General features: G+C 64.2%; 26 protein-coding genes. 19 read left to right on the top strand and 7 right to left on the bottom strand.

What is annotated here, in order from left to right:
- The first annotated feature begins 28 nt into the window (after nt 1–28).
- Entirely contained in the window at nt 29–1,195 is a 1,167-nt protein-coding gene (gene pbpG / locus VGH41_RS10630) for a D-alanyl-D-alanine endopeptidase (RefSeq protein ID WP_331597369.1), read from the top strand.
- Between the two features lie 130 nt (nt 1,196–1,325).
- Here the strand turns inward: pbpG and VGH41_RS10625 are convergent, their stop codons facing one another.
- Entirely contained in the window at nt 1,326–2,132 is an 807-nt protein-coding gene (locus VGH41_RS10625) for an IclR family transcriptional regulator (protein ID WP_331597368.1), read from the bottom strand.
- A 191-nt stretch (nt 2,133–2,323) separates the two neighbouring features.
- Here VGH41_RS10625 and VGH41_RS10620 point away from each other — a divergent pair, with 191 nt between their 5' ends.
- Both VGH41_RS10620 and VGH41_RS10615 read left to right on the top strand, forming a co-directional pair.
- The gene (locus VGH41_RS10620) at nt 2,324–3,046 is read left to right on the top strand and encodes a (Fe-S)-binding protein (RefSeq protein WP_331597367.1); all 723 of its coding nucleotides are present in this window, start codon (nt 2,324–2,326) and stop codon (nt 3,044–3,046) included.
- Between the two features lie 76 nt (nt 3,047–3,122).
- Nucleotides 3,123–4,535, top strand: a complete 1,413-nt coding sequence (locus tag VGH41_RS10615) for a lactate utilization protein B (protein WP_331597366.1) — start codon at nt 3,123–3,125, stop codon at nt 4,533–4,535.
- Between the two features lie 39 nt (nt 4,536–4,574).
- Here VGH41_RS10615 and VGH41_RS10610 read toward each other — a convergent pair whose 3' ends face one another.
- On the bottom strand, nt 4,575–5,186 hold the full coding sequence (locus tag VGH41_RS10610; RefSeq protein WP_331597365.1) for a hypothetical protein: 612 nt from the start codon (nt 5,184–5,186) through the stop codon (nt 4,575–4,577).
- 251 nt (nt 5,187–5,437) lie between these two features.
- Between VGH41_RS10610 and VGH41_RS10605 the strand changes: the two genes are divergently transcribed.
- The 10 genes from VGH41_RS10605 (at nt 5,438) to iscX (ending at nt 12,639) form a co-directional block, all read left to right on the top strand.
- Nucleotides 5,438–5,677 (top strand): hypothetical protein, encoded by a 240-nt coding sequence (locus tag VGH41_RS10605; protein ID WP_331597364.1) that lies wholly within the window; start codon nt 5,438–5,440, stop codon nt 5,675–5,677.
- A gap of 126 nt (nt 5,678–5,803) precedes the next feature.
- Nucleotides 5,804–6,301 carry a low molecular weight protein-tyrosine-phosphatase gene (locus VGH41_RS10600; RefSeq protein WP_331597363.1) on the top strand — a complete coding sequence of 166 codons (498 nt, stop codon included), beginning with the start codon at nt 5,804–5,806 and terminating at the stop codon, nt 6,299–6,301.
- Nucleotides 6,302–6,443: 142 nt separating this feature from the next.
- Nucleotides 6,444–6,974: a Fe-S cluster assembly transcriptional regulator IscR gene (gene iscR / locus VGH41_RS10595; protein ID WP_331597362.1), complete on the top strand. Its 531-nt coding sequence runs from the start codon at nt 6,444–6,446 to the stop codon at nt 6,972–6,974.
- Nucleotides 6,975–7,047: 73 nt separating this feature from the next.
- Entirely contained in the window at nt 7,048–8,271 is a 1,224-nt protein-coding gene (locus tag VGH41_RS10590; RefSeq protein ID WP_331597361.1) for an IscS subfamily cysteine desulfurase, read from the top strand.
- 75 nt (nt 8,272–8,346) lie between these two features.
- Nucleotides 8,347–8,763, top strand: a complete 417-nt coding sequence (iscU, locus tag VGH41_RS10585; RefSeq protein ID WP_331597360.1) for a Fe-S cluster assembly scaffold IscU — start codon at nt 8,347–8,349, stop codon at nt 8,761–8,763.
- A 182-nt stretch (nt 8,764–8,945) separates the two neighbouring features.
- On the top strand, nt 8,946–9,269 hold the full coding sequence (gene iscA / locus VGH41_RS10580) for an iron-sulfur cluster assembly protein IscA (protein ID WP_331597359.1): 324 nt from the start codon (nt 8,946–8,948) through the stop codon (nt 9,267–9,269).
- A gap of 109 nt (nt 9,270–9,378) precedes the next feature.
- Nucleotides 9,379–9,906 carry a Fe-S protein assembly co-chaperone HscB gene (hscB, locus tag VGH41_RS10575; RefSeq protein ID WP_331597358.1) on the top strand — a complete coding sequence of 176 codons (528 nt, stop codon included), beginning with the start codon at nt 9,379–9,381 and terminating at the stop codon, nt 9,904–9,906.
- A gap of 142 nt (nt 9,907–10,048) precedes the next feature.
- Entirely contained in the window at nt 10,049–11,920 is a 1,872-nt protein-coding gene (gene hscA / locus VGH41_RS10570) for a Fe-S protein assembly chaperone HscA (RefSeq protein WP_331597357.1), read from the top strand.
- A gap of 164 nt (nt 11,921–12,084) precedes the next feature.
- Nucleotides 12,085–12,426 carry an ISC system 2Fe-2S type ferredoxin gene (fdx, locus tag VGH41_RS10565; RefSeq protein ID WP_331597356.1) on the top strand — a complete coding sequence of 114 codons (342 nt, stop codon included), beginning with the start codon at nt 12,085–12,087 and terminating at the stop codon, nt 12,424–12,426.
- Between the two features lie 15 nt (nt 12,427–12,441).
- The gene (gene iscX / locus VGH41_RS10560; protein ID WP_331597355.1) at nt 12,442–12,639 is read left to right on the top strand and encodes a Fe-S cluster assembly protein IscX; all 198 of its coding nucleotides are present in this window, start codon (nt 12,442–12,444) and stop codon (nt 12,637–12,639) included.
- Between the two features lie 200 nt (nt 12,640–12,839).
- Here the strand turns inward: iscX and VGH41_RS10555 are convergent, their stop codons facing one another.
- From VGH41_RS10555 to VGH41_RS10535, 5 genes are all read right to left on the bottom strand, one after another.
- Nucleotides 12,840–13,613, bottom strand: coding sequence for a glycine zipper 2TM domain-containing protein (locus VGH41_RS10555; protein WP_331597354.1), 774 nt, complete (start codon nt 13,611–13,613; stop codon nt 12,840–12,842).
- A gap of 348 nt (nt 13,614–13,961) precedes the next feature.
- Nucleotides 13,962–15,488, bottom strand: a complete 1,527-nt coding sequence (gene lysS, locus VGH41_RS10550; protein WP_331597353.1) for a lysine--tRNA ligase — start codon at nt 15,486–15,488, stop codon at nt 13,962–13,964.
- 147 nt (nt 15,489–15,635) lie between these two features.
- Nucleotides 15,636–16,740, bottom strand: a protein-coding gene (prfB, locus tag VGH41_RS10545) for a peptide chain release factor 2 (protein WP_331597352.1) whose coding sequence is annotated in 2 segments (ribosomal slippage) — nt 15,636–16,658 and nt 16,660–16,740 — 1,104 coding nt in all. Because the reading frame shifts where the segments join, the coding sequence is not laid out codon by codon here.
- 60 nt (nt 16,741–16,800) lie between these two features.
- Nucleotides 16,801–18,507, bottom strand: coding sequence for a single-stranded-DNA-specific exonuclease RecJ (gene recJ, locus VGH41_RS10540; protein ID WP_331597351.1), 1,707 nt, complete (start codon nt 18,505–18,507; stop codon nt 16,801–16,803).
- Nucleotides 18,508–18,571: 64 nt separating this feature from the next.
- Complete coding sequence (locus VGH41_RS10535; protein ID WP_331597350.1) at nt 18,572–19,669, bottom strand: regulator; 1,098 nt, start codon at nt 19,667–19,669, stop codon at nt 18,572–18,574.
- Nucleotides 19,670–19,898: 229 nt separating this feature from the next.
- On the opposite strand from VGH41_RS10535, the gene VGH41_RS10530 reads away from it, so the two are divergent.
- From VGH41_RS10530 to VGH41_RS10505, 6 genes are all read left to right on the top strand, one after another.
- Nucleotides 19,899–21,152 (top strand): lipoprotein-releasing ABC transporter permease subunit, encoded by a 1,254-nt coding sequence (locus VGH41_RS10530; protein ID WP_331597348.1) that lies wholly within the window; start codon nt 19,899–19,901, stop codon nt 21,150–21,152.
- Nucleotides 21,145–21,885, top strand: coding sequence for a lipoprotein-releasing ABC transporter ATP-binding protein LolD (gene lolD, locus VGH41_RS10525; protein ID WP_331597347.1), 741 nt, complete (start codon nt 21,145–21,147; stop codon nt 21,883–21,885). Before VGH41_RS10530 ends, lolD begins: the two co-directional genes overlap by 8 nt.
- A gap of 21 nt (nt 21,886–21,906) precedes the next feature.
- Entirely contained in the window at nt 21,907–22,695 is a 789-nt protein-coding gene (locus tag VGH41_RS10520; protein ID WP_331597345.1) for a TatD family hydrolase, read from the top strand.
- Nucleotides 22,696–22,824: 129 nt separating this feature from the next.
- Nucleotides 22,825–25,458, top strand: coding sequence for a DNA internalization-related competence protein ComEC/Rec2 (locus VGH41_RS10515; protein WP_331597374.1), 2,634 nt, complete (start codon nt 22,825–22,827; stop codon nt 25,456–25,458).
- A 55-nt stretch (nt 25,459–25,513) separates the two neighbouring features.
- The gene (locus VGH41_RS10510) at nt 25,514–26,317 is read left to right on the top strand and encodes an alpha/beta hydrolase (protein ID WP_331597344.1); all 804 of its coding nucleotides are present in this window, start codon (nt 25,514–25,516) and stop codon (nt 26,315–26,317) included.
- A gap of 269 nt (nt 26,318–26,586) precedes the next feature.
- Nucleotides 26,587–26,720 (top strand): hypothetical protein (locus VGH41_RS10505; RefSeq protein ID WP_331597373.1); only part of this gene is annotated, 134 nt, incomplete at its 3' end.

The raw sequence follows: 26,720 nt of genomic DNA, 5'->3' as shown, positions 1-26,720 counted from the left end.
AACTCTCGCCGCCCCAGATAGAACACCAATGAAAACCGACATGTTTTCGTCGTTGAAAGTGATGCACGGCGTGGCGCTCAGCACCGCTGCTTCGTTGGCCGCCTCAATGGTCATCGCTGCTGCGTTTGCAGCGCCCGTGAACGCTTTCGCCGCCGCGGCTACCGCTCCTGCCAAAGCCAGCAAAAAAACCGTCAAGACGTCGAAATCGGCCAAAAAGCCGGGTACCGTCGCGGCCAGATCGTCCAAAGCAGCGAATACCGCAGCGGCCGACGACGACGCTCCGCGCGTGGAATCCCGTAAGCGCCGCGTTTCGTACACCATGAACGGCCGCCGTCATTCGGTTGTGCGCCAGGTTGCGTACGAACCCCGTCAGGCCGCCGTCGGCCAGGCCTTCGGGCTGCATGAATCGCCGGGCGGACTTGCGTTGCGCTCCAGCGTGGCCTACGTGGTCGACCAGAACACCGGTGAGACGCTGTTCGACAAGAATTCGCGCGCGGTGGTGCCGATCGCCTCGATCAGCAAGCTGATGACCGCCATGGTGGTGCTGGACTCGAAGGCGCCGCTCACCGAGCAGATCGAAGTCACGGACGAAGACCGCGACTACATCAAGAACACAGGCTCGCGCCTCTCGGTCGGTTCGGTGCTGTCGCGTGAAGATATGCTGCACATCGCGCTGATGGCCTCGGAAAATCGCGCGGCCGCGGCGCTGTCGCGTTACTTCCCGGGCGGCCGTCCGGCGTTCATTGCAGCAATGAACGCGAAGGCCAAGCAACTCGGCATGACCGACACGCACTTCGAAAGCCCGTCGGGGCTGACGAGCGAAAACGTGTCGAGCGCGCGTGACCTCGTGAAGATGGTCAACGCCGCCTACCAGTATCCGATGATCCGCAGCTTCTCCACGGACCATAGCTACGAGGTGTACACCGGCAAGCGCTCGATTGCATACAACAGCACGAACGCGCTGGTGCGCAACCCGACTTGGGACATCGGTCTGCAGAAGACCGGCTTCATCAACGAAGCGGGTGAGTGCCTCGTCATGCAGGCAACCATTCACGACCGGCCCATGATCGTCGTACTGCTCGATTCGTCAGGCAAGTATTCGCGTTTCGCGGATGCGACACGTCTGCGCACGTGGCTCGACAACGGCGGCGACCAGCACATCACCAGTGCGGACGCCAGCGGTCCGGGTACCTGAAGCGTGATGCATGCGCTGCCGGCTTCGGCCGGCGGCACCAGCGAAAAGCCCCGCTAGTGCGGGGCTTTTTGCTTTTTTGAGTTTCGTTTTTCGCCGATGGCGCAAGCGCGCGTGCCGCGTGCCTCGTCAATCACGCATGCTGTGGATGCATGGCGCTGTGCGGCGATTCCGGCTGATAGCCGAGCGACTCCGAAATCACCAGCGCCGTCTTGCTGAGCTGGCCGAGCCACGAGTCCTGCAGACGATCCGCCGGGGCCGACAACGACAGGCCCGCGACCAGCTTGCCGGTGTCGTCATAGATGCCTGCGGCGATGCAGCGCACGCCGAGTTCAAGCTCTTCGTTATCGCGCGCGCAGGACTGTTGCCGCACGTGGCTCAGTTCGCGCTCCAGCTTGGCCAGATCGGTAATGCTGTTTTGGGTGTGCCCGGAAAGGCCGGTGCGAGTGGCATACGCGCGCACGCGGGTCGATTCGTCCGCAGCAAGAAAGAGCTTGCCCACGGATGTCAGATGCAGCGGCGCGCGTCCGCCGATGGCGCGCACCACCTGCATACCGGAACGCTCCGAGTAGGCGCGCTCGATATACACGATCTCGTCGCCCTGACGCACGGACAGGTTCACTGTCTGACCAGTCAGGCGATGCAGTTCGCGCATGGGCGTCAGAGCGGCGTCACGCACCGACAGGCGTGCCTTGACCAGATTGCCCAGTTCGAGCAGACGCATACCGAGGCGATAGGTGCCCGGGTCCGACCGGTCGACGAGGCGGCACGTCACCATGTCATTCAGGATGCGGTGGGCAGTGGAGGGGTGCAGCTCGGTGCGTAGCGCGAGCTCCTTCAGGCTAACCGGGTCGCTATGCGCAGCAAGGGCGTCCAGCAGGCGCATCATGCGCTCGATCACCTGGATCGAAGTCTTGGGATCCGGGTTCGTATCGCTCATGGGGAGAAATCGGTTGACGCGTCAAACAGCGGAGAATTGATTGTATATCGTATTGTGAAAAAAGCGAACGCCTCTCGAAGCGGCCTTCGAATCCGCCGCCACGCGTTGTCCATCTTTCCTATGACGATTGGCGCGTTGGAGTTGTTCGACAAACAGCGGATAATCAGGGACGTTTTCTCGGAGGAGCGCCCATGCGAGTCGGATTGTTCGTCACCTGCCTGATTGACCTGATGCGTCCCGAAATCGGCTTCTCTGTGATCAAGCTGATCGAGCATGCCGGCTTTGAGGTGGTCGTGCCGCCGGCTCAAACCTGTTGCGGGCAGCCGGCCTATAACTCCGGCGACCGGCGTCTCGCGCGTGATCTGGCCGAAAAAGCGCTGCGCGAGTTCGAACAGTTCGACTACATGGTGGTCCCGTCCGGTTCGTGCGGCGGCATGATCCGCGCGCATTACGGCGACCTGTTTGCGGACGACCCTGAGATGATGACCCGTTTTGGCCGGCTGCGGCCAAGGGTGTACGAACTTACGGACTTCCTCCTCAATGTGGCCAAAGTGGAGCTACCCGCGGGCGAGTTCGCGGGCCCTGTCACCTATCACGATTCGTGCTCGGGACTGCGCGAGCTAGGCGTCAAGACGCAGCCGCGCAGGTTGCTCGCGCAGACGGGCGTGACGGTCATCGAAATGAAGGACTGCGAGCATTGTTGCGGCTTCGGCGGCACGTTTGCGGTCAAGTACGGCGATATTTCGACTGCCATCGTCGACGAGAAGTGCGCGAACATCGCGGCTAGCGGCGCGGGCACGGTCGTGCTGGGCGACCTCGGTTGCATGCTCAATATAGAAGGGCGCTTGCGCCGCACCGGAGACACCACGACGCGCGTGCTGCATATTGCCCAGGTGCTTGCTGGCGACGCATAGGCCGTCGCAGGTTGCAGTAGAAGACGCTGCGGCGCAGCGTCGTGATTGACCGAATCCCCGAATCCCACAGGCCGCCATGCAAGTTCAAACCATGCAGTTCAAGGCGCGCGCGGGTCAGAAGCTCGCCGACCAGCGCCTGCAGCAGAATCTCACCAAGTTGTCGAGCAAGTTCGTCTCGGCACGCGCTGTGGCGATCACCGCCATCGATTTTGCCGCCACGCGGGCTGCACTGAAGGAGCGCCGCAATCGCGCGCTGGAAAATCTCGACGTCTGGCTCGAGACCTTCGAGCGCGAAGCGACCCGGCGCGGCGTCACGGTGCTGTTCGCCGAGACGACGCAGGAGGCGGCGCGGCTCGTCGCGGACATTGCCCGCCGGCACGACGTGAAGAAGGTGATCAAGACCAAGTCGATGGTCACGGAAGAAATGCGCCTGAACGAAGTGCTCGGCCAGATGGGCGTGCAGTCTATTGAGACAGATCTCGGCGAGTACATTCTGCAGATCAACGACAACGAACCGCCCAGCCACATCATTGCGCCGGTCGTCCACAAGGACAAGGAAGAGATTGCGGACCTGTTCGCCAAAACGCACCACCGGCCGCGCCTGACCGAGATCCCCGACATGACGCGCGAAGCGCGCGAAATGCTGCGTCCGCATTTCATGTCCGCGGATATGGGGGTAACGGGCGGCAACTTCCTGGTTGCCCAGACGGGTTCGGTCGCGCTCGTCACGAACGAAGGCAACGAGGGCATGTGTACGGTGATGCCGCGTGTACACGTGGCGGTGACCGGCATCGAGAAGATCCTGCCGACACTCGAAGACCTTGCCACCGCGATGCGTCTGCTGCCGCGCTCGGCAACGGGGCAAGCCACGTCGAACTACTTTTCCGTGCTGACGGGACCACGCGGGCCGGGTGATCAGGACGGCCCTGACCACATGTATGTGGTGCTGGTGGACGGCGGCCGTACCGGGCTGATTGGCGGCGACTTTCAGGAGATGCTGCGCTGTATCCGCTGCGGTGCCTGCATGAATCACTGCCCGGTGTATCAGAAGGTGGGCGGTCATGCCTACGGCTGGGTGTATCCGGGGCCGATGGGGTCGGTGTTGACACCGAGCTATGTGGGTCTCGACAAGACACTCGATTTACCGCAAGCCGCAACCTTGTGCGGCGAATGCAATAGCGTTTGCCCGGTCGGCATACCGCTCTCCGATTTGCTGCGCAAGCTGCGCGAGAAGCAGATGGAGCGGCATTTGCGTCCGTGGCGCGAACGGGCAGGTCTCGCGGTGTGGGGCTTCCTCGCACTACATCCGGATGCCTACGCGCTCTTCACCAGGCTGGCGGTGCGTGTGCTCGAGAGGATGGGGGGGCGCCGCCGTGCCATCGCGCGTCTGCCGTTGGCTGCTGGCTGGACCAATACGCGCGATATGCCGGCGCCGGTTGGGCGCACCTTCCGGGAGTTGTACGCGGCGCAGCGCAGCCACCTCGGCTAGACCGCGTCCGCGCCAGCGCATGCACGCGGGTGCGTCAGTTCAATGGCGATTGCCCCACTGACTGTCGCCGTTGCTGGCGGAGTGGCTAGAGCCGCCGCCGTTGCCGGCGTTGCCTTGGCCGCCCCGGTTCACGCCGTTGCCTGAGGGTGGCGCAGCCGCGGGACGGTAGCCACCTTGCCCCCGAGGCACAGCTTGCGGTCCCTGTGGACTCTGCTGGCCTCGACCGGCGCTCTGCCCATTCGGCCCACCGGGGCCGCTGCCATGCTGGCCGCCGCCGGGTGCGCCACCTTGTTGCCAGCCGCCGTGTGGTCCGCCGCTGTCGTGCGAGCCGTGGCCGCCGTTGCCGCTGTCCGGATAATGGTGATCGTCACCATGGGGCTGGCCACGGTAGCCGGGGCCGTAGTAACCGCGCCGTTGATCGTAATAGGACGGCCCCGAATACCCTCCAAAGCCGACCGCCACGCCCGACTGCACGACCGCCGGACCACCATCGTAATAGTCGCCGGCATAGCCAGGGTCGCCTGCGGGATATCCGCCTCCATAAGCGGGCGCGGCGGGCGTGCCGTCCGGATAGACCGCGCAGCCGCCCAGCAGGACTGCAATGCCAAGAGCGGCGAGCGCGGGAACGACCAGTTTGATTCGATGGATCATGAGCTAACGACGCGGTTTCGTGGGATGGCTATTCTGACTGTCGGACGAAAGGAAGTCTGTAGAACTTTGTAAGAATTCTGTTTCGACTTCGACTGGTTGCCCCGCACCTCGCCCGAGAATTAATTGTTCTTCCCTATGCAACACTGTATCTCGATAGGGTGGGTTTTTCCGCATTGCAGATTCATCTACCATTTCGACTGGGCAAAGTGGGTCATAAGGTTCCGCGTGCCTCAATCGGAAGAGAACGCATCATGAAAAAGACAATATTGATGTATTGGCCGTTAGCCGTATTCGTGCCGCTGGCGGCGGCAGCCTATCTGTATGTCAGTAGCGAGAGCGCATCGCGAATCTCGCAGCCCCCGCTTGCCGCGAATCAGCTGACCGCGGAACTGGCGCGTACGGTGTCGTACGGTTTTGTGGATGACAGCCCCGCCTCGCCGGTCAAACCGATGCGCGCGGTCGTATCGCTGCCGACACCGGAAGCGTCCTGAGCGGGTAGAACGGGCAAGCGGAGCCGGAACCCCGCGGCGGTGTGTTGCCGGCGCGTTTTCCAGCGCCTTTGTATAATCGCGGCACTGTTCGCAACGTAGCCGGATGCGGCGCATCCAGAGTCTTTGATGAAAACCATCTCCGTCTGTTTTGTCTGCCTCGGGAACATCTGCCGTTCTCCGACAGCAGAGGCGGTGATGCGGCAGCAGGTCAGTGATGCGAAGCTGGCAGAGCGAATCCTGATCGATTCGGCCGGTACCGGCGACTGGCACATCGGCGAGGCGCCCGACGAGCGGGCGCAGCGCGCCGCTGCGCAGCGCGGCTACGATCTGTCGGGATTGCGCGGCCGGCAGATCAGTCGGGCGGATTTCGAACGTTTCGATCTGCTGATTGCAATGGACGACGCGAACATCGCCAATCTGCGCCGGATTTGTCCGCCGTCCCAGCGCGACAAGATTCGTCTGTTGATGGAGTTCGTGCCGCAAACCGACGGCCGCTGGCCGGGCGAGCGGGAAGTCACGGATCCCTATTTTGGCGGAGCGGCCGGTTTCGAACAGGTGCTCGACCAGTGCGAAGCAGCCTGTCGCGGGCTGATTGCGGCGCTGCATCCTCGTGTGCTGCCGTGAGTGCCGGCGAGGCGTGTGGCAGCCCGCGCGGCGCCCAGCGTGATTTAAGTGAATGACCCAATTTGCGATAGGGATACTTGACTAAATCGCTCATGTATTTATACTTGACAAAACTTGTCGAGAATTGCGATCCCCATACATCATGAGACTCACCACAAAAGGCCGTTTCGCCGTCACGGCGATGATTGACCTGGCGCTGCGCCAGGAGCAGGGCCCGGTGACGCTTGCGGGTATCAGCCAGCGCCAGCACATTTCCCTGTCCTACCTCGAGCAGTTGTTCGGTAAGCTGCGTCGCCACGAGATCGTCGAGTCCGTGCGCGGGCCGGGCGGCGGCTACAATCTGGCCCGCCGTGCCGAGGATGTGACCGTCGCGGACATCATTATCGCCGTCGACGAACCGCTGGACGCCACGCAATGCGGCGGCAAGGGTACTTGCGAAGGCACGAAGCAGCATGACGGCCATTGCATGACGCACGAATTGTGGTCAACGCTCAACCAGAAGATGGTCGAGTATCTGGATTCGGTCTCCCTGAAAGATCTGGTCGATCAGCAGCGCTCGCGCGAAGGCGCGCCGGCGGTGCTGCGCGACCGCCGCAGCGAGGCGCCGGCCGTCGAGCCCGCCCGCGTAGTACCGAAAGGGCCGAATTCCGTTTTCAACATGGCTGGTTCATAGGGCGCTGTGGTCTGGCGGCGAGCCCAATACAAGAACCCAAAAGCCCGAGTAATGATGTCCCCCGGAGCGATTCATGAATAACGAGATTCCCCACCTGCCCATTTACATGGACTACAGCGCCACGACCCCGGTCGACCCGCGCGTGGTGGACAAGATGATTCCGTACCTGCGCGAGCAGTTCGGTAACCCGGCATCGCGCAGCCACTCGTATGGCTGGGATGCGGAGCGTGCAGTCGAAGAAGCGCGCGAGAACGTCGCAGCGCTGGTCAATGCCGACCCGCGCGAAATCATCTGGACCTCGGGCGCCACGGAGTCGGACAACCTCGCCATCAAGGGTGCCGCGCACTTCTACAAGAGCAAGGGCAAGCACATCATCACGGTGAAGACCGAGCACAAGGCTGTGCTCGACACCTGCCGCGAACTCGAGCGCGAAGGTTTCGACGTCACCTATCTGGACGTGAAGGACGACGGTCTGATCGACCTCGACGCTTTCAAGGCCGCGCTGCGCCCGGACACCATCCTTGTTTCGGTGATGTCGGTGAATAACGAAATCGGCGTGATCCAGGACATCGAAGCGATCGGCGAAATCACCCGCGCAAAGGGCATCATTTTCCACGTCGACGCGGCCCAGGCCACCGGCAAGATCGAAATCGACCTGCAAAAGCTGAAGGTCGATCTGATGTCGTTCTCGGCGCACAAGACGTACGGTCCGAAGGGCATCGGCGCGCTGTACGTGCGTCGCAAGCCGCGGGTGCGTATCGAAGCGCAGATGCACGGCGGCGGTCACGAGCGCGGCATGCGTTCGGGCACGCTCGCCACGCATCAGATCGTCGGCATGGGTGAAGCCTTCCGCATCGCACGCGAAGAAATGGCAACGGAAAACGAGCGCATCCGCATGCTGCGTGACCGTCTGCTGCGCGGCCTGCAGGACATGGAAGAAACCTACGTGAACGGCGACATGGAAAAGCGTGTGCCGCACAACCTGAACATCAGCTTCAACTTCGTCGAAGGCGAATCGCTGATCATGGCTGTGAAGGACGTGGCGGTGTCGTCGGGTTCGGCCTGCACGTCGGCCTCGCTCGAGCCGTCGTACGTATTGCGCGCCCTTGGCCGCAACGACGAACTGGCGCACAGCTCGATCCGCTTCACGGTGGGTCGCTTCACGACCGAGCAGGACGTGGATTACGTCATCAACCTGCTGAAGAGCAAGATTTCGAAGCTGCGCGATCTGTCGCCGCTGTGGGAAATGTACAAGGACGGCATCGATATTTCGACGATCCAGTGGGCTGCGCACTAAGTTGCAATACAGCAGTGCCCTACTGAGCGGAACATCGCACCGAATGCAGGTTGAAACGAATCAAGGAGTGTAATCATGGCTTATAGCGACAAGGTTCTGGACCACTACGAAAATCCGCGCAACGTCGGTTCCTTCGCGAAGGACGACGATGCGGTCGGGACCGGCATGGTCGGCGCACCGGCCTGCGGCGACGTGATGAAGCTGCAGATCCGCGTGGGCGCGGACGGCATCATCGAAGACGCCAAGTTCAAGACGTACGGCTGCGGTTCGGCCATCGCGTCTAGCTCGCTCGTTACGGAATGGGTGAAGGGCAAGACGCTCGATCAGGCCATGTCCATCAAGAACACGCAGATCGCCGAAGAACTCGCGCTGCCGCCGGTCAAGATCCACTGCTCGATCCTCGCGGAAGACGCGATCAAGGCAGCGGTGGCCGACTACAAGCAACGTCACGGCGAAAGCGCGGCAGCCGGCGAAACGCAGCACGCCGCTTAAAGAATCGCTTCAGGCGGGCTGTTTCAGCTAACGCCGCGAGGGCCGCTGAAAGTGCGGACGGGCAAGGCAGCGGGCAGCGTCGTAAAACGCGTTGTCCGGCATGAGCGAAATTGGATGCAGGCAGGGTGGCAGTAAGTGTCGTGCTGGTATGAAGCGCACTTCACTGCCCAATGAGAAACGCTATGGCAATTACGTTGACCGAAAAGGCAGCACAGCACGTCCAGAAATATCTGATCCGCCGCGGCAAGGGTGTCGGGCTGCGGCTCGGCGTGCGCACGACCGGGTGCTCGGGCTTGGCCTACAAGCTCGAGTACGTGGATGAACTCGCGCCGGAAGACCAGGTATTCGAGTGCAGCGGCGTGAAGATCATTGTCGACCCGAAAAGCCTCGCCTATATCGACGGCACGGAACTCGACTTCGCACGCGAAGGGTTGAACGAAGGCTTCAAGTTCAACAATCCGAACGTGAAGGACGAGTGCGGCTGCGGCGAATCATTCCGCGTATAAGGAATGCACTCCGCGAGACGCGGATAAAAGGCGGCGCGGGCCGCCTTTTTAATTTCAGGTCGCGCCGAAGCCGATTGACGGCGCGCCTTTGAACGGACGGCATGATTCGATGGTTTCGCTGAACGACAGCCACTTCGACCTGTTTCACCTGCCGGCGCAATATGCGCTGGACTCGAACGCGCTGGACCATGCCTACCGCACGGTGCAGTCGCAGGTTCACCCGGATCGCTTTGCCGCTGCCGGCGACGCGCAAAAGCGTATCGCGATGCAATGGGCGACGCGGGCAAACGAGGCGTATCAGACCTTGCGCGATCCGCTCAGGCGCGCCACGTATCTGCTGTCGCTGCGCGGCATCGATGTCGGCGCGCACAACAATACGGCGATGGAGCCGGCCTTCCTGATGCAGCAGATGGAATGGCGCGAGGGGATCGAAGATGCCGCGGCGGCGAGCAACGTCGACGCGCTGGACGCCTTGCTGGACGAGCTGCGCGACGAAGAGCGGGTTCGCTTCACGAAGCTCGGCGCGCTGCTGGATAGCGGCTCGAATCAGGCGGCGGGCGAGGCGGTGCGGCAACTGATGTTTATCGAGCGGGTGGCGGCCGAAATCGGCACGCAGATCGAACGGCTCGACGATTGAATTGAAACCATGCGCGGTGGAACGCAAACGCAAGCGCAAGCGCGAATCCAGGCGCAACGCAGCATGAACAAGCCGTAGCATTCAACCTAAGCAACGCGAACCATTCAGGACGGGGTCGAACGATCCCCGAAGAAGATCTCAGATGGCTTTACTGCAAATCTCCGAACCCGGCATGGCGCCTGCGCCGCATCAGCGGCGCCTCGCGGTCGGCATCGATCTCGGCACGACCAATTCCCTCGTTGCTGCCGTGCGCAGCGGCATTCCCGACGTGCTGCCCGACGCGGACGGCCACGTGCTGTTGCCATCCGTGGTGCGCTACCTGGAGAAGGGCGGCCGCCGCATTGGCCGCGTCGCCAAGGCTGAGGCCGCGACGGACCCGCGCAACACGATCGTCTCGGTCAAGCGGTTCATGGGCCGCGGCAAGAGCGAAGTGGAAGGCGCCGAAAACGCGCCGTACGATTTCGTGGACGCGCCGGGCATGGTGCAGATCCGCACCGTCGACGGCGTGAAGAGCCCGGTCGAAGTGTCGGCGGAAATTCTTGCCACCTTGCGTCAGCGCGCGGAAGATTCGCTCGGCGACGATCTGGTCGGCGCCGTGATCACCGTGCCGGCGTATTTCGACGAAGCGCAGCGTCAGGCCACCAAGGACGCTGCGCGGCTTGCGGGCCTCAATGTGCTGCGTCTGCTTAACGAGCCGACTGCGGCGGCGATCGCCTATGGTCTCGACAATGGCTCCGAAGGGCTCTACGCCGTATATGACCTCGGCGGCGGCACGTTCGATCTGTCGATTCTGAAGCTCACCAAAGGTGTGTTCGAGGTGCTTGCCGCGGGCGGCGATTCCGCGCTCGGAGGCGACGATTTCGACCACGCGCTCTATCGTCATGTGCTGGAGCAGGCCGGCATCGCGCCGCACACGCTCGCGCCGGAAGACGTGCGCCTGCTGCTGGACAGCGTGCGCGTGACCAAGGAGGCCCTGTCGGACGCGCCGCAGGCGAAGCTGCAAGTGACGCTGTCGAACGGCACGAGCCTCGATCTGAGCATCGACGAAGCGGCTTTCGAAACGATCACGCAGGCGCTGGTGCAGCGCACGCTGGGGCCGACGAAAAAAGCCTTGCGCGACGCCAGGGTCGCCACGCGGGACATCAAGGGCGTCGTGCTGGTGGGCGGCGCAACCCGCATGCCGGTGATCCGTCGCGCGGTCGAGGGGTTTTTCGGGCAGCCGCCGCTCACCAACCTGGATCCGGATCAGGTGGTCGCGCTCGGCGCGGCCATCCAGGCCGATCTGCTGGCGGGCAACCGGAGTGCGGACGGCGACGACTGGCTGTTGCTCGACGTGATCCCGCTGTCGCTTGGCGTTGAGACGATGGGTGGTTTGACTGAGAAGATCATCCCGCGCAATTCGACCATTCCGGTCGCGCGTGCGCAGGATTTCACGACCTTCAAGGACGGCCAGACGGCGATGGCGATCCACGTCGTACAGGGCGAGCGCGAACTGGTGTCGGATTGCCGTTCGCTCGCGCGCTTCGAATTGCGCGGCATTCCGCCGATGGCCGCAGGCGCTGCCCGGATTCGTGTGACCTATCAGGTCGACGCGGACGGTTTGCTGTCGGTATTCGCACGCGAGCAGCATTCGGGCGTGGAAGCATCGGTGGTGGTGAAGCCCTCGTACGGCCTCGCCGACGACGACATCGCGAAGATGCTCGAAGACAGCTTCAGCACCGCCGAAGTGGATATGCGTGCTCGCGCCTTGCGCGAGGCCCAGGTCGAAGCGCAACGCCTCATCGAAGCAACGGATGCGGCCCTCGCCGCGGATGCCGAACTGCTCGACGAAGCTGAACGCGCCGAACTCGATGCGTTGCTCGTGAAGCTGCGCGAGGTGGCGCAGGGCGAGGACGTCGACGCCATCGAAGCCGCAACCAGAACGGCAGCCGAAGGCACCGACGAGTTTGCCGCGCGCCGCATGAACAAGGGCATTCGCCGCGCGCTGGCTGGCCGCAAGCTCGACGAGATCTGATCCTGGCCTGTCCTGGTCCGTCGCCCTGTGCGGCGCACGGCCGGATAGCCCTCGCCGATAGCCCTGTAACGAATCACGTGGCGCGTCTAAAACGCACGCGCCACCAGTAAAATGGCAGGTAGCCAGTTCGCTGGCGGCCGTGCCCCAGACCAAACGGAAATCGTATGCCTCAAATCGTTGTGCTGCCCCACGTCGAACTGTGCCCGGAAGGCACCGTTATCGACGCTGTGCCGGGCAAGAGCATCTGCGACAATCTGCTGGAACACGGCATTGAAATCGAGCACGCGTGCGAGAAGTCTTGCGCATGCACGACGTGTCACGTGATCGTGCGTGAAGGTTTTAATGCGCTCACGCCGTCCGAGGAAGACGAGGACGATCTGCTCGACAAGGCGTGGGGTCTCGAGCCTGAGTCGCGTCTGTCGTGCCAGGCCATGGTGCCGGCGGATCAGGACCTCGTGGTTGAAATCCCGCGTTACTCGATCAACCACGCGAAGGAAAATCACTAACAGGAGCGCGCAGCCATGAAGTGGACCGACACGCAAGACATCGCGATGGCCCTCACCGACAAGCACCCGGACGTGGATCCGCAGCAGATTCGTTTTACGGATTTGCACCGCTGGGTGACCGAGCTGGAAGGCTTCGACGACGACCCTAACCGTTCCAACGAAAAGATCCTCGAAGCCATCCAGGCAGCATGGATCGAAGACGCGGATTATTGACTGGCGTGCTGCCTGCTGATTCGCTGATGGTCTGAGCGGCTGCCCGGCCCATAAAAAGGCGATTCCATTGGAATCGCCTTTTTTCGCATCTGGGCGCACCATGCCGCGTTGGGCCAGATGGGCGCGCAGGGCGCCCGGAGCACAGTGGGCCGCTCGTCGTCACGAGCGGGTCACCGGATCATTCATCAGGCTGTCACGCATTAACCCGCAACAAGCGCGCCGTTTTCGATGTGCACCCGCTCGCCCTGCTGGAACGGCGGCGCTTCGTGATACGTGAAGTAGCGGCTCTTGCCGCTTTCCATCCGCACGTGGACCGAGTACGACGTCGAACTGCGCAGGTGCTTTTCGACCGAATTGCCGGCGAAGCCGCCGCCGACCGCGCCGAGCACCGTCATCGCGCCGCGGCCTACGCCACCGCCGAACTGGTTACCCACCAGACCGCCAACCACGGCACCGCCGACGGCACCCACGCCCGTGCCATGACCTTCCTGACGTACTTCCGAAATGGCTACGACCGTGCCGCAACTTGCGCAATAGGCGGGCTGTTGCGCAGGCTGTTGCTGTTGTTGCTGGGCGTACTGTTGTTGCTGTTGTTGCTGTTGTTGTTGAGCCGCTTGCTGCTGCTCGTATTGCTGCTGGGAGGGCGCCGGAGCGGGAACGGGCGCCGGTTGTTGCGCTTGAGCTTGAGCCTGCTGCGCCTGCTGGGGTTGCTGTGACTGTGGTTGCGGCTGTTGCGCCTGCGGTGATTGTTGCTGCGCGTAGTTAGCCGGATTAGCCGGCTGCGCCGAATCCACCACCGCTTGCGACGCGACCTGGGCGGCTTGCGTCTGATCGGTTTGCGCGCCGACGCTCGACGCCTTCGGGAACACACCGGTGACGGCCGCCGTGGCGGCAAGTGCGGCGATGATGACTGCGCCTGCCGCGGTGGCGACAAGCGGGTGCAGCCGGCGTGATTGCGTGTTGTCCGTGTTCATATCCGAGCCTCCGTCTGAGCAGAGTCACTTAACTTTATTAAGACATAGTGTCGGACAGTTCCTTTCCGGCAGGGTTTCAAGATGTAACCAAATCTGAAGCGTGGCTCTAAGCGGCCAACCGGCAGCGCAGGTAAGGACAGTTTCGCGCCTGATTTTCTGCGGCCTGGCGGCCATGGATCCGTCCGTTGGGAAAGACGGTATCGTGAACCTTTTACCGATAGTTACAAACTGTCAGGTGGCGTGGCGAGACAAGCACGTCAAATCGCACCGCTCGCCGTGCCGCGTGCTAAACGCAAAACGCCCGGCGCGAAGCCGGGCGTTTTTATAGGTTCGAAGGATACGTCCCGATCAGTCTTCGCGACGCAGATGCGGGAACAGGATCACGTCGCGGATGCTCGGGCTGTCGGTGAGCAGCATCACCAGACGGTCGATGCCGATCCCGCAGCCGCCGGCCGGCGGCATGCCGTACTCGAGCGCACGGATATAGTCGGCGTCGTAGAACATGGCTTCTTCGTCGCCGGCGTCCTTCTGGTCGACCTGCTTCTTGAAGCGGGCGGCCTGGTCTTCCGGATCGTTCAGCTCAGAGAAGCCGTTGGCGATCTCGCGGCCCGTGATGAACAGCTCGAAGCGCTCGGTGATGCCTGCCACCTTGTCCGACGCGCGCGCGAGCGGCGACACTTCAACCGGATAGTCGATGATGTAAGTCGGCTCCCACAATTGCGATTCCGCGGTCTCTTCGAAGAGCGCCAGTTGCAGCGCGCCGATGCCCGCGTTCAGGAACTGCGGCTGCGACGCGTCGACGCCGAACTTCTTCAGTTCGGTGCGCAGAAACGCGCCGTCGGCCAGTTGCTCGTTCGTGTATTGCGGCGCGTACTTCTGGATGGCCTGCGTGATCGTCAGACGATGGAACGGCTTTGAAAGATCCAGCTCACGACCTTGATACGTAATGGTTGCGGTGCCGCGCGCGTCGATCGCGGCCTGACGGATCAGCTGTTCGGTGAAGTCCATCAGCCACTGATAATCGGTGTATGCCGCGTAGAACTCGATCATCGTGAATTCCGGATTGTGGCGCACCGAGACGCCCTCATTACGGAAATTCCGGTTGATCTCGAACACGCGCTCGAAGCCGCCCACGACCAGCCGTTTCAGATACAGCTCCGGCGCGATGCGCAGGAACATCTGCATGTCCAGCGCGTTGTGATGCGTGACGAACGGCTTGGCCGCGGCGCCGCCCGGAATCGGATGCAGCATCGGCGTTTCGACTTCCATGAAGTCGGCCTCGGCCATGAACTTGCGGATCGACGACATGGCTCTGGTACGGGCCACGAAGGTCTCGCGCGTCTCCGGCGTGACGATCAGGTCGACGTAGCGCTGGCGATACTTCATTTCCTGGTCCGCCAGACCATGGAACTTGTCCGGCAAGGGCCGCAGCGACTTCGACAGCAGGCGCAGTTCGGTACAACGGACCGACAGCTCGCCCTTGTTGGTGCGGAACAGCACGCCGCGCGCCGCGACGATATCGCCCAGGTCCCACTTCTTGAAGGCGTCGTAGGTGGCTTCGCCGACGTCGGCCGGCGTGATGAAAAACTGGATCTGACCCGAGCCGTCGCGCACCGTGGCGAAGCTGGCCTTGCCCATCACGCGCTTGAGCATCATGCGGCCGGCGAGGGCGACTTCGAGCGGGCTCGCTTCGAGCGTTTCCTTGTCGGTCTCGGCGTATTGCTTTTGCAGGTCGCCGGCGTGATGCGTCGGACGAAAATCATTCGGATACGCGACGCCCTGTTCACGCAACTCGCGCAGCTTTTCGCGGCGCTCGGCCATGATCTTGTTGTCGTCCCCCTCGGGCAACGCGTTCGGCTGGATCGGTTCGGTCATGATGGTCTGGTAGTCGGTGGCCCGGGTGAGAGGCGCGCTTCTGAGGGCGACTCGCACACGGGTAGCCTGCCAATCTTGCGAAGAGGACTGCAACAGGCGGTAAAAAGATACGGCGCGGCACAGCATGCCGCGCCGGTGGCGCTTCGCCTAGATGCCCTGTTTCAGGCTGGCGCTGATGAACGGGTCGAGGTCGCCATCGAGCACGCTCTTGGTATTGCTGATTTCGACGTTGGTACGCAGGTCCTTGATGCGGCTGTTGTCCAGCACGTACGAACGGATCTGGTGACCCCAGCCCACGTCGGTCTTGCCGGCTTCGAGCTTGTCCTGCTCGGCCTGACGCTTGCGGATTTCCGCTTCGTACAGGCGCGATTTCAACATGGCCATGGCTTCGGCGCGGTTGCGGTGCTGTGAACGGTCGTTCTGACACTGCACAACGATGCCCGACGGCATGTGTGTGATCCGCACCGCCGAGTCGGTCTTGTTGATGTGCTGACCGCCCGCGCCGGAGGCGCGGTACGTGTCGACGCGCAGATCGGCCGGGTTGATGTCCACTTCGATCGAATCGTCGATTTCCGGGTACACGAACACCGACGAGAACGATGTATGGCGGCCGCCCGACGAGTCGAACGGCGACTTGCGCACGAGACGGTGCACGCCCGTTTCGGTGCGCAGGAAGCCATACGCGTATTCGCCTTCGATCTTGATGGTGGCGTTCTTGATGCCCGCGACGTCGCCGTCGGTCTGTTCCAGCACTTCGGTCTTGAAGCCCTTGCGCTCGCAGTAGCGCAAGTACTGGCGCAGCAGCATCGAGGCCCAGTCGCACGCTTCGGTGCCGCCGGCGCCGGCCTGAATGTCGAGGAACGCGTTGTTCGGGTCGGCCGCGTTCGAGAACATGCGGCGAAATTCCATGTCGGCCACGCGGCTTTCCAGGCCGGCTGCGTCGCTCTCGCAGGCGACGAGCGTTTCCTCGTCGTTTTCTTCACGGGCCATCTCGAACAGGTCTTGCGCGTCGCGCAGGTCGTTGTCGAGCGAGGTGAGTTTGCCCACGACGTCGTCGAGCAGCTTCTTTTCCCGGCCGAGGGCCTGGGCATGCTTCGAGTCGTTCCAGACGTTCGGGTCTTCGAGTTCCCGGTTGACTTCGATTAGACGCAGTGCTTTGTCGTCGTAGTCAAAGATACCCCCGTAGCTCGCCCGCGCGACGGCGCAGGTCGGCCAGAGAGGCTTCGATCGCGTTGAGACGTTCCGCTTCCATGTCGATCTTTTATAGCTTCGTAAAAAGGGGAAATTATAGCCGATCGAGCCTGCCCGGCCCTCAACTCACCGCATGTTCGACGATCAGCTGCACGCGCGAGACGCCGTTCCACGTATCGCTTGCGAGCCGGTAGGCGAGGGTCGTGCGGGCGGGCAGGGAGTCGGTGTGGTTGAACCAGATCGCATTGAAGCGCTGCCGTCCGCGGATCAGTTGCAGCTTCAGGTGCTTGTCCTTCACGAGCGCTTGCGAGGCGATTTCGAACTCGCCCGAGAACACCGGCGCCGGAAAACCCTGGCCCCAGACGGCCGCGTCGAGCATCTCGACGAATTGCGGCGTGAAATAGGCGTCTTCGAGATCGCCGTCGGTTTCGACGACGCGCGCAAGCGCATCTTCGGACAACCACTCGCGGCCCACCGCTTCGAATGCCGCGGTGAAGCGCGGCACGTCGGCGGCGGCGAGCGTCATGCCGGCGGCCATCGCATGGCCGCCAAATTTGACGATCATGCCCGGTTCGCGCTTTGAGATCAGGTCGAGGGCGTCGCGCAGATGGAAGCCCGGAATCGAGCGTCCCGAGCCTTTGACGAGCACGCCGCTCTCGTCAGCCGGAGCGAACGTAAACGCGGGACGGTGGAATTTCTCCTTGAGCCGCCCCGCGACGATGCCGATCACGCCCTGATGCCAGCCTTCGTTGAACAACGTGAGGGTGGCCGAACCGGCCGGGTCGATCGCGGACAGATCGGCGAGCGCCTGCTGCTGCATGCCTGCTTCGATCTCGCGGCGCTCGCGGTTGATCGAATCGAGCTGCTGCGCCAGTTCCCAGGCGCGGCCGATATCGTCGGTGGTCAGGCATTCGATGCCCAGCGACATATCCGACAGCCGCCCCGCGGCATTCAGCCTCGGCCCGAGCGCAAAGCCGAGATCGAAGCCCGAGGCATTGCGGGCGTCGCGCGCCGCCGCACGGAACAGGGCGGCGATGCCCGGCTGCAGCTTGCCCTTGCGAATCCGCGCGAGGCCCTGGGCGACCAGCACCCGATTGTTGCCGTCCAGCTTGACGACGTCGGCCACCGTGCCGAGCGCAACCAGGTCGAGCAGGCCGTCCAGACGCGGTTCGGGCCGCGTGTCGTCGAACGCGCCGCGGCGGCGCAGCTCGGCGCGCAGCGCGAGCAGTACATAGAACATCACACCGACGCCGGCCAGGCACTTGCTCGGAAAACTGCACCCCGGCTGGTTAGGATTGACGATCGCGCGTGCGGCCGGCAGATCGTCGCCCGGCAGGTGATGATCCGTCACGAGCACGTCAATGCCGAGCGCATTCGCCGCCGCCACACCGTCCACACTGGCGATGCCGTTGTCCACCGTGATCAGCAGTTCTGGCTGGCCGGCTTTGCTGCGCGCCGCCAGCGCAACGATCTCCGGTGTCAGGCCATAGCCGTATTCGAAGCGGTTCGGCACCAGATAGTCGATCTGCGCGCCGAACATCCGCAAGCCGCGCACGGCGACCGCGCAGGCGGTCGCGCCGTCGCAATCGTAGTCGGCCACCACCAGCATGCGGCGCTTGCCTTCGATCGAATCCGCCAGCAACACCGCCGCGTCTTCGCAGCCCTTCAGTTCGGCGGGCGGCACGAGGCGCGCGAGACCGGTTTCGATCTCATCGGGCCGGCAGACGCCGCGCGCCGCATAGAGCCGCGCGAGCACCGGATGCAGGCCATGACGGGTCAACACTTCGGCGTCGACAGGGGAACAGGTGCGCGTAACGATTCGAGTCATGCAGAAAGGCCGGAAAACAGGGGGTGGGTCATGGGTTGGATCATTCCTCGACGGACGCGCTCGGTCATTCTATGAATAGCGACGCAAGCAGGCGGCGCCGCCAGAACTTGCGCAGGTCGCCGCGCGTCGCGCTGAGCGTCACCGAACCGGTATCGCCGCACAGTGTGAGCCCCAGTTCGCCGAGCTGCCCTGACTGCAATGCAGTGAGGGCGGGCGCGAACCAGTCGGTCTCGAGGGCGGCGAAAGCCTCGTTCCAGCGGCCCCAGTCCTGCTCGATGTAGGGCCCGGAAAACGGGTCCAGCTCGACCAGCGTGGCGCCGGCCGCCCCATTGGACGAAGCGCTCAGGGCTGCAAACGAAGCCGGCGGCGCGGCGGTTGCGACACCGGAGGTCAGCGCGAGACCACGTGTCGCCGCAGCATCCGACAGCACCCGGCTAAACGGGCTATGCACCGGCTGCGCCGCGCCTTGCGCATGAAACCAGATCGAATTGACCGCGGGCAGGCCGCGTGCTTCGCGCGCCTCGTTGACCGGGTGCTCGAACCATGCCATCTGCACTTCGTTTTGCAGCTTCATCCACGCGCGCGAGCGCTCGCCGCTGTGGGCTTCGTGCGGCAGCCAGATTTCGATGTTGCGGCCGCTGGCCCGCAGCGGCGACGCTCCTGCGAGCGTGCCGAACGCGTCGCTCGACAAATACCAGCGCAGCGGATTAGGCGCGACGATCTGCACACCCAGCTCTTCGATCAGCGGCCGCGCCACTTCCAGCAGTGTGGCGGCTTCGTCGTGCGTCAGTTCGAGTGATGCCGGATCGATCAGCACCAGGTGGTCATGCGCGATCCGCACGTGTACGGGCTGCACGCAGGCCCAGGTCTGGGTGCCGGGCTCGCCGCCGTCGGCGCGCAGCATGTAGGGCGCGAGCGGCGCCTCGTCGGCGGCCGCCGCGCCGCTCGGCACCGTGCCGAACTGGCGGGCCACCCAGCGCTCATGCGGCAGGGTGCGCTGGAAGTCCTCGCCGACCACCCGCTCGACCAGCGTGGCGCGCGCGAGCAGTCTGTCGAGGGCCGGGCTGGCGAGGTTGTGAAGCGCGGTGGAGGCGTCGGCTGCGGCGGGCAGCGCGAAGGGCAGGAGCAGGTGAAGACGGTTGGCGTGCATGATGCTCGGCATTGTATGGCAAACTTCGCGCTTGATCGGTGCTGGAACGAGCGGCGCAAGCGCTGCCGGCGACGGTGGCAGCCGTGGCGGCAGGGCCTCGGTCCGGAACCATCGGCGCCGATCCGACACCAACGGTTACGGCCTGCCGGGTCGCGTGGCGCGCGGCGCCAGCCGGTTCCAGGCGGCGCACGCAGGCCGCCGGGCCGCACGTCGCGGTCGCAGAACGCAGAAAAGGATTCGCTTGAAATTTCCCTACGAATGGCAGATTGGCTGGCGCTACACCCGCGCCGGCAAACGCACGACCGGCAACGGCTTCATTTCGTTCATCGCACTGGTGTCGATGTCGGGCATCGCGCTCGGCGTCGCGGCGCTGATCGTCGTGCTTTCCGTGATGAACGGGTTCCAGAAAGAGGTGCGTGACCGCATGCTGTCGGTGCTGGCGCACGTCGAGATCTTCTCGCCGACTGGCTCGATGCCCAATTGGCAATTGACGGCCAGGGAAGCGCGCCAGAACAAGGAAGTGATCGGCGCGGCGCCCTACGTCGACGCCCAGGCGCTGCTGACGCGCCAGGACGCGGTGAGCGGGGTGGCGCTGCGCGGCGTGGATCCGACGCTCGAGCCGCAGGTCTCCGACATCTATAAGGAAATGAAAGGCGGCCAGTTGACCGACCTGAAAGCGGGCGAATTCGGCATCGTGCTCGGCACGGATCTGGCGGCCAACCTGGGCGTGACGGTCGGCGACAAGATCACGCTGGTGGCGCCCGAGGGCACCATTACGCCGGCCGGGATGCTGCCGCGCCTGAAGCAGTTCACGGTGGTGGGCGTCTTCGAGTCAGGACACTACGAATACGACAGCACGCTGGCGCTGATCAACATCCAGGACGCGGAGGTGCTGTTCCGCTTGCCGGCGCCCACCGGCGTGCGTTTGCGCCTGACCGACATGCAGCGTGCGCCGGCAGTGGCGCACCAGCTGGCGCGCACGCTGTCAGGCGACCTCTATATTCGCGACTGGACGCAGCAGAACAAGACCTGGTTCTCCGCCGTGCAGATCGAAAAGCGCATGATGTTCATCATCCTGACGCTGATCATCGCGGTGGCGGCGTTCAATCTGGTGTCGTCGCTGGTGATGACGGTGACCAACAAGCAGGCGGACATTGCGATTTTGCGCACGCTCGGCGCGCAGCCCGGCTCGATCATGAAGATCTTCGTGGTGCAGGGCGTGACGATCGGCTTTATCGGCACGGCTACGGGCGTGGCGCTCGGCTGTCTGATTGCGTGGAGCATTCCGTGGCTCGTGCCGATGATCGAGCATCTGCTCGGCGTGCAGTTCTTGCCGCCGTCGGTGTATTTCATCAGCGAGTTGCCTTCGGAGCTGGTGCCGGGCGACGTCATCAAGATCGGCCTGATCGCGTTCGTGCTGTCGTCGCTGGCAACGCTGTACCCGAGCTGGCGTGGCGCGAAGGTCCGTCCTGCGGAGGCGCTGCGCTATGAATGATCGTTCCGTTGCACACACTATGGCTCAAGACAGCGCGCTGCATCCCTACGTCCTCGAAGCGACCGGCATTTCGAAGTCGTTCATCCAGGGCGGCCTCAACGTGCAGGTGCTGAATAACACGCAACTGTCGGTGCGCCGCGGCGAAAAGCTGGCCATCGTGGGAGCGTCCGGCTCCGGCAAGAGCACGCTGCTGCACGTGCTGGGCGGTCTCGACGATCCGAGTGCGGGTGAAGTCTCCGTGCTCGGCAAACCCTTCACCAAACTCTCCGAGCGCGAGCGCAACGATTTGCGCAATCGCGCGCTCGGTTTCGTGTATCAGTTCCATCATCTGCTGGCCGAATTCACCGCGCTCGACAACGTGGCGATGCCGCTGCGCATTCGCCGCATGCCGACCGAGGAAGCGCGTCATACGGCGATGCAAACGCTGGAGCGGGTGGGCCTGTCGCATCGCGCGAAACATCGGCCAGGCGAGTTGTCGGGCGGCGAGCGTCAGCGCGTTGCGATTGCGCGAGCGCTCGTCACGAACCCGGCCTGCGTGCTGGCCGACGAACCCACCGGCAATCTCGACGGCGGCACCGCGGACACGGTCTTCAATCTGATGCTGGAGCTATCGCGGACCTTCGACACCAGCTTCGTGATCGTCACGCACGATCCGGATCTGGCCGCGCGCTGCGACCGCACCATGCGGCTGCGCGACGGCGTGCTGTACGAAGAGCCGACCGTGCCCGTGTAATACCTTCGTTGCGAGCCGCGCATGTGGATCGATACGCATTGTCACCTCGACGCAGCCGAATTCGCTGCGGACCGCGACGCCGTCGCGGCGGCCGCAGCGGTGGCCGGCGTGGCGCGTATCGTGATTCCGGGCGTGGCGCGCGAGAACTTCGCGCGGGTGCGCGAGCTGGCGCGCCGCGTGAAGGGCGGTGCCTATGCGCTCGGCATTCATCCGCTCTTCACGCCGGCCGCGCAGGACGCGGATCTCGACGCGCTGCGCATGGAAATCGAAGCCAGTCTCGGCGATCCGCTGTTTGTCGGTCTGGGTGAGATTGGTCTGGATTACTTCGTGCCGGGCCTCGACGATGCGCGTCAGCAATTCTTCTACAACGAGCAATTGAAGCTCGCCCACGAATTCGATCTGCCCGTGATCTGTCACGTGCGCAAATCGCAGGATCAGGTGCTCAAAGGCTTGCGCAGGCATGCAGTGCATCGCGGCATCGCGCATGCCTTCAATGGCAGTTTTCAGCAGGCCCAGGCATTTATCGATCACGGCATGCATCTGGGCTTCGGCGGCAATCTGACCTTCGAGCGTGCGCTGCAGATCCGCCGCCTCGCCGCCCAGCTGCCGCTCGACGCGCTCGTGGTCGAAACCGACGCGCCGGACATCGCACCCTCCTGGCTCTACCGCCAACGCAATACGCCGGACCAGATTCCCGCCATCGGCGCCGGGCTCGCGCAACTGCGCGGGATCGGCGCAGACGAGCTTGCCATAGGCACAACGGCTAACGCTCACGCGGCACTGCCCCGGCTCGCCCTTTCGTCTGCATAATCGTCTGGTGGATCGCGCCGGGCGGAACACGCGTCCGGCAGCCTGCCTGCCATGACCTGTCGATTCGTTTTGCTTGCGATGCCCGGTGCGATTTCCGGTTTCGGTAGCGGGCAAGCGGGTGGAGGGCGGATGCGGGCGGTGTGGTGTGGATTTGCGTTGGGCGTCGTCGTCCTGCAGCAGCAGGCGGCGTTGCCCTTGTGGCGCGGCTGGCTTGCGCTGGTGCTGCTATGGGGTATCGCGCTCGGTGCGGCTGCGTGGGGTTTGCGCGGCCGTGGCTGGCGTGCGCATGGCGGCTGGTGTGCGGTTTGGCTGGCGGCTGCGTGCGCCGGTTTTGGCTACGCCGCGTGGCGCGCCGAAGTGCGGCTTTCGGCGAGTTTGCCTGCCGCATGGGAGGGCCGCGATATCGAGCTCAGCGGGGCCGTCAGAGGGCTGCCGAACGTCGACGGCAAGGGCGTGCGCTTTCTGTTCGACGTCGATTCCGTCGATGCGCCCATCGCGCATTTTCCCCGCACCATTCAACTATCGTGGATCGACGAAAAAGGTCCGCCGCCGCCCACGCTGGAGCCGGGCGCTCGCTGGCGTCTGACCGTGCGCCTCAAGCGCGCGCACGGCAATGCCAACTACGGCGTGCGCGACGCCGAAGCCGGCTTGCTGGCGCGTAACGTTCGCGCCACCGGCTATGTCAGCACGCCGGCAGCCGCGAAGCGTCTCGCCGTGGTCGCGAGCGGCCTGGGTTATCGCGTGGACCGCTGGCGTGCCGCATTGCGTGCGCGCATTGACGCCGTGCTGGCCGACGCGCCGCATCGGGGCATCGTGGTGGCGCTCGCCGTAGGCGCGCAGGATGAAGTGAGCGCAGCGGACTGGGCGCTGATGCGGAGCACCGGCACCAGCCACCTGGTGGCGATTTCGGGTCTGCATATTGGCTTCGTTGCGGGCCTGGCCGGTTGGCTGGCCGGCGCGTTGTGGCGGCGGTCGTGCTTCTTCGGGCGCAACTGGCCGTTGATCGTGCCGGCGCAGAAGCTCGCTGTGAGCGTCGGCGTGCTGTTTGCCGGGATGCATGCGGCGCTTGCCGGATTCAATGTCCCTGCGCAGCGCGCGTTGTGGATGGCGAGTGTGGTTGCGCTGGCGTTTATCAGTGGGCGCAATGTGGCGCGCTCGGTGGTGCTGGCGTGGGCGCTCGGGCTCGTGCTGCTGCTCGATCCGTGGGCGGTCGTGTCGGCGGGCTTCTGGCTGTCGTTTGGCGCCGTGGCGGCGATCCTGTATGCAAGCTCCGGATGGCCGCGTATCTACCATGAGGCGCAGCCCGAGGAGTCCGACGCCGACGCCGAGTTGGCCAATCATGCGCAGCATGACGCCGACGCCAACGCCAGCCTCGGCTCAGCAGACCCTGCAGGCGCCGGGTGCGCTTCACCGGCCGGTCACGATCCGGGCAACACGTCTCATGCCGGTTCGCAAGCTCAGGCCTTGCGCGCGTGGAGGCGGCAGTTCGCCGGCCGGTTGATGAAAGCGCTGCGCACGCGCTGGCGGGCATGGGTCGCGCGTTTGCGCGGCGCCGTCCACGTGCAGTGGGCCGTGACGATCGCACTGGCGCCGCTGACCGCCTGGTGGTTCGCGCAGATTCCGCTGATCGGGCCGATCGCCAACGCGTTCGCGATTCCCTGGGTCAGTATCTTCGTTACGCCGGCGGTGCTCGTCGGCGTCGCCGTCCCCGCGCCATTCGATGTCTTTGCATTGCGCGCTGCCCATGCGTTGCTCGAATGGCTGATGGCGGGCCTGCAGCTGCTCTCGGGTCCCGCGTGGGCGCTCTGGCGCCTGCCGCAACCGGATGGTTGGGCGCTGGCTGCGGCGGCGGTGGGCGTCGCGTGGTGCCTCGCCCCGCGCGGCTGGCCGTTGCGCTGGGCCGCGCCGCTCACCTGGCTGCCATTGCTGATGCCGGCTCCGCCGGGGCCGCCCGAGGGCGCGTTCAGGCTCACGGCGCTCGATATCGGCCAGGGCTCGTCGATCCTGATCGAAACCGCGCATCACGCGTTGCTGTTCGATGCGGGGCCGGGCCCGGAATCGACGCACGCGGGCGAGCGTGTCGTGGTGCCCTACCTGCAGGCCAACGGCGTCTATACGCTGGATACGCTCGTGATCAGCCACGCCGATTCCGATCATTCTGGCGGCGCGCCGGCCGTGCTCGACGGCGTCCAGGTGCGTCAGTTGCTGGCGGCGCTCGCGCCGTCCAACGCACTCTGGGCGAAGGCTCGCGAGGTGGGCGCCCAGAGCGTGCCGTGCGCGGCGGGGCAGCGCTGGCAGTGGGACGGCGTTGAATTCTCGCTGCTCTGGCCTGATGCGGGGCCGCTGCAAGGCAAGCCCAATGCGCATTGCTGCGTGTTGCGGGTGAGTACGGAGCGGGCCGCTTCACGGGGCCTCACGGCCTTGCTGGCCGCGGATATCGAAGCGCCGGTCGAGCGCACGCTGCTCACGCGCGAACGCCGCGCCTTGCACGCCGAGGTGCTGGTCGTGCCGCATCACGGCAGCAAGACATCGTCGACCGAGCCGTTCCTCGACTCTGTCGAACCGCTTGTTGCGGTATTTCAGGTAGGCTATCGCAACCGTTTTCACCATCCGAACCCGGGCGTCTTCGAACGCTATCTGGCGCGCCACATCGAACTGACCCGCAGCGACGACGACGGCGCGGTGCGCCTCGTGGCGCAGGATGCGACGCTCTCGCTCGAACGGTATCGCACGGTGCATCGCCGGTACTGGATGGATCGCTAAAGGCCGCGCCCCGGGGCAGCACAATCAGCACAATCAGAAACGGAGACAGCCGCACTTGAAAAACATCGTCCACTTCTCCCACGCCAACGGCTTTCCGGCGTCGACCTACCGAACCATCTTTGCAGAACTGGCCGACGACTACGACGTGCGTTATATCGAACGCATTGGCCACGACGCGCGCTTTCCGGTGACGCAGGACTGGCCGCATCTGGTCGAGCAACTGCTCGACGACATCAGCCGCTCATACGAGCAGCCGGTCTGGCTGGTGGGTCATTCGCTCGGCGGCTATCTGTCGTTGATGGCGGCGCTGAAAAAGCCGCAGTGGGTCAGGGGCGTGGTGATGCTCGATTCGCCGGTGATCGCCGGCTGGCGCAGCAGCATGCTGCGGGTGTCGCAATGGACCGGGCTCGACGAGCGGCTCTCGCCCGCGGCGGCCACGCGTACCCGCCGCACCCAGTGGGCAAGCCGCGAAGAAGCGTGGCGCCACTTCCACTCGAAACCGGCGTTCGCCCGCTGGGACGAGCGGATGCTGTCCGACTATATCGACTTCGGCATTCCGCAGACGTCGCCCGACGGCACGCGGTCGCTCGCGTTCGACCGCCGCACCGAGTACAGGATCTATAAGACCTTGCCGCACACGCTCGGCTCGCGTCTTGCGCGCGGCGCGCCAGTGCCGGTCGGCTTCATCGCGGGCACACACTCGAAGGAGATTCGCCAGGCCGGGCTCGACGCCACACGCCGCGCCACCGGCGGCCTTCTGGAGTGGATCGACGGCAGTCATCTGTATCCGATGGAAAAGCCGCTCGAAACCGCGCGAGCAGTGCAGCGCATGCTGCGCGAACTGGAACGGCGCGTCTGACGCTGAGGCCGGCGCCCAGGGCATGCGGTATTCAGGGAGAACGACAGGGACCGGGACGGGGCAAGGCGCACGACAAGGAGCATGACAAGGCGGTACCCTGCACGCGAGCATAGGTACCTGCCGCGCCGGAACAGGCTCTTCATTGCCCTGCATCTGGGAAGAAGCGGGCGGCACCGAAATCGGTGCTGGATCGGTGTGGATGCCGCGCATTTTGCTGGGTTGAGACCCTGCTTTACGGTATAATCCGTTTTTCCCGCGAGCATCCAGCGATGACCAAATATGTTTTCGTCACCGGCGGCGTAGTTTCTTCCCTCGGCAAGGGTATTGCCGCCGCTTCCCTCGCCGCGATCCTCGAATCGCGCGGTCTGAAAGTCACCCTCCTCAAGCTCGATCCCTACATCAA

The sequence above is a fragment of the Paraburkholderia sp. genome (genome assembly GCF_036488795.1).
Classification (GTDB): domain Bacteria; phylum Pseudomonadota; class Gammaproteobacteria; order Burkholderiales; family Burkholderiaceae; genus Paraburkholderia.
The sequence above is the reverse complement of the archived record's forward strand: the minus strand, read 5'-3'. Positions and strand labels throughout refer to the sequence as shown.

What these genes read in the sequence shown, in the direction of transcription:
- pbpG (WP_331597369.1), top strand. Translation starts at nt 29, where the DNA reads ATGAAAACCGACATGTTTTCGTCGTTGAAAGTGATGCACGGCGTGGCG.
- VGH41_RS10625 (WP_331597368.1), bottom strand. Translation starts at nt 2,132, where the DNA reads ATGAGCGATACGAACCCGGATCCCAAGACTTCGATCCAGGTGATCGAG.
- VGH41_RS10620 (WP_331597367.1), top strand. Translation starts at nt 2,324, where the DNA reads ATGCGAGTCGGATTGTTCGTCACCTGCCTGATTGACCTGATGCGTCCC.
- VGH41_RS10615 (WP_331597366.1), top strand. Translation starts at nt 3,123, where the DNA reads ATGCAAGTTCAAACCATGCAGTTCAAGGCGCGCGCGGGTCAGAAGCTC.
- VGH41_RS10610 (WP_331597365.1), bottom strand. Translation starts at nt 5,186, where the DNA reads ATGATCCATCGAATCAAACTGGTCGTTCCCGCGCTCGCCGCTCTTGGC.
- VGH41_RS10605 (WP_331597364.1), top strand. Translation starts at nt 5,438, where the DNA reads ATGAAAAAGACAATATTGATGTATTGGCCGTTAGCCGTATTCGTGCCG.
- VGH41_RS10600 (WP_331597363.1), top strand. Translation starts at nt 5,804, where the DNA reads ATGAAAACCATCTCCGTCTGTTTTGTCTGCCTCGGGAACATCTGCCGT.
- iscR (WP_331597362.1), top strand. Translation starts at nt 6,444, where the DNA reads ATGAGACTCACCACAAAAGGCCGTTTCGCCGTCACGGCGATGATTGAC.
- VGH41_RS10590 (WP_331597361.1), top strand. Translation starts at nt 7,048, where the DNA reads ATGAATAACGAGATTCCCCACCTGCCCATTTACATGGACTACAGCGCC.
- iscU (WP_331597360.1), top strand. Translation starts at nt 8,347, where the DNA reads ATGGCTTATAGCGACAAGGTTCTGGACCACTACGAAAATCCGCGCAAC.
- iscA (WP_331597359.1), top strand. Translation starts at nt 8,946, where the DNA reads ATGGCAATTACGTTGACCGAAAAGGCAGCACAGCACGTCCAGAAATAT.
- hscB (WP_331597358.1), top strand. Translation starts at nt 9,379, where the DNA reads ATGGTTTCGCTGAACGACAGCCACTTCGACCTGTTTCACCTGCCGGCG.
- hscA (WP_331597357.1), top strand. Translation starts at nt 10,049, where the DNA reads ATGGCTTTACTGCAAATCTCCGAACCCGGCATGGCGCCTGCGCCGCAT.
- fdx (WP_331597356.1), top strand. Translation starts at nt 12,085, where the DNA reads ATGCCTCAAATCGTTGTGCTGCCCCACGTCGAACTGTGCCCGGAAGGC.
- iscX (WP_331597355.1), top strand. Translation starts at nt 12,442, where the DNA reads ATGAAGTGGACCGACACGCAAGACATCGCGATGGCCCTCACCGACAAG.
- VGH41_RS10555 (WP_331597354.1), bottom strand. Translation starts at nt 13,613, where the DNA reads ATGAACACGGACAACACGCAATCACGCCGGCTGCACCCGCTTGTCGCC.
- lysS (WP_331597353.1), bottom strand. Translation starts at nt 15,488, where the DNA reads ATGACCGAACCGATCCAGCCGAACGCGTTGCCCGAGGGGGACGACAAC.
- recJ (WP_331597351.1), bottom strand. Translation starts at nt 18,507, where the DNA reads ATGACTCGAATCGTTACGCGCACCTGTTCCCCTGTCGACGCCGAAGTG.
- VGH41_RS10535 (WP_331597350.1), bottom strand. Translation starts at nt 19,669, where the DNA reads ATGCCGAGCATCATGCACGCCAACCGTCTTCACCTGCTCCTGCCCTTC.
- lolD (WP_331597347.1), top strand. Translation starts at nt 21,145, where the DNA reads ATGAATGATCGTTCCGTTGCACACACTATGGCTCAAGACAGCGCGCTG.
- VGH41_RS10520 (WP_331597345.1), top strand. Translation starts at nt 21,907, where the DNA reads ATGTGGATCGATACGCATTGTCACCTCGACGCAGCCGAATTCGCTGCG.
- VGH41_RS10515 (WP_331597374.1), top strand. Translation starts at nt 22,825, where the DNA reads ATGCGGGCGGTGTGGTGTGGATTTGCGTTGGGCGTCGTCGTCCTGCAG.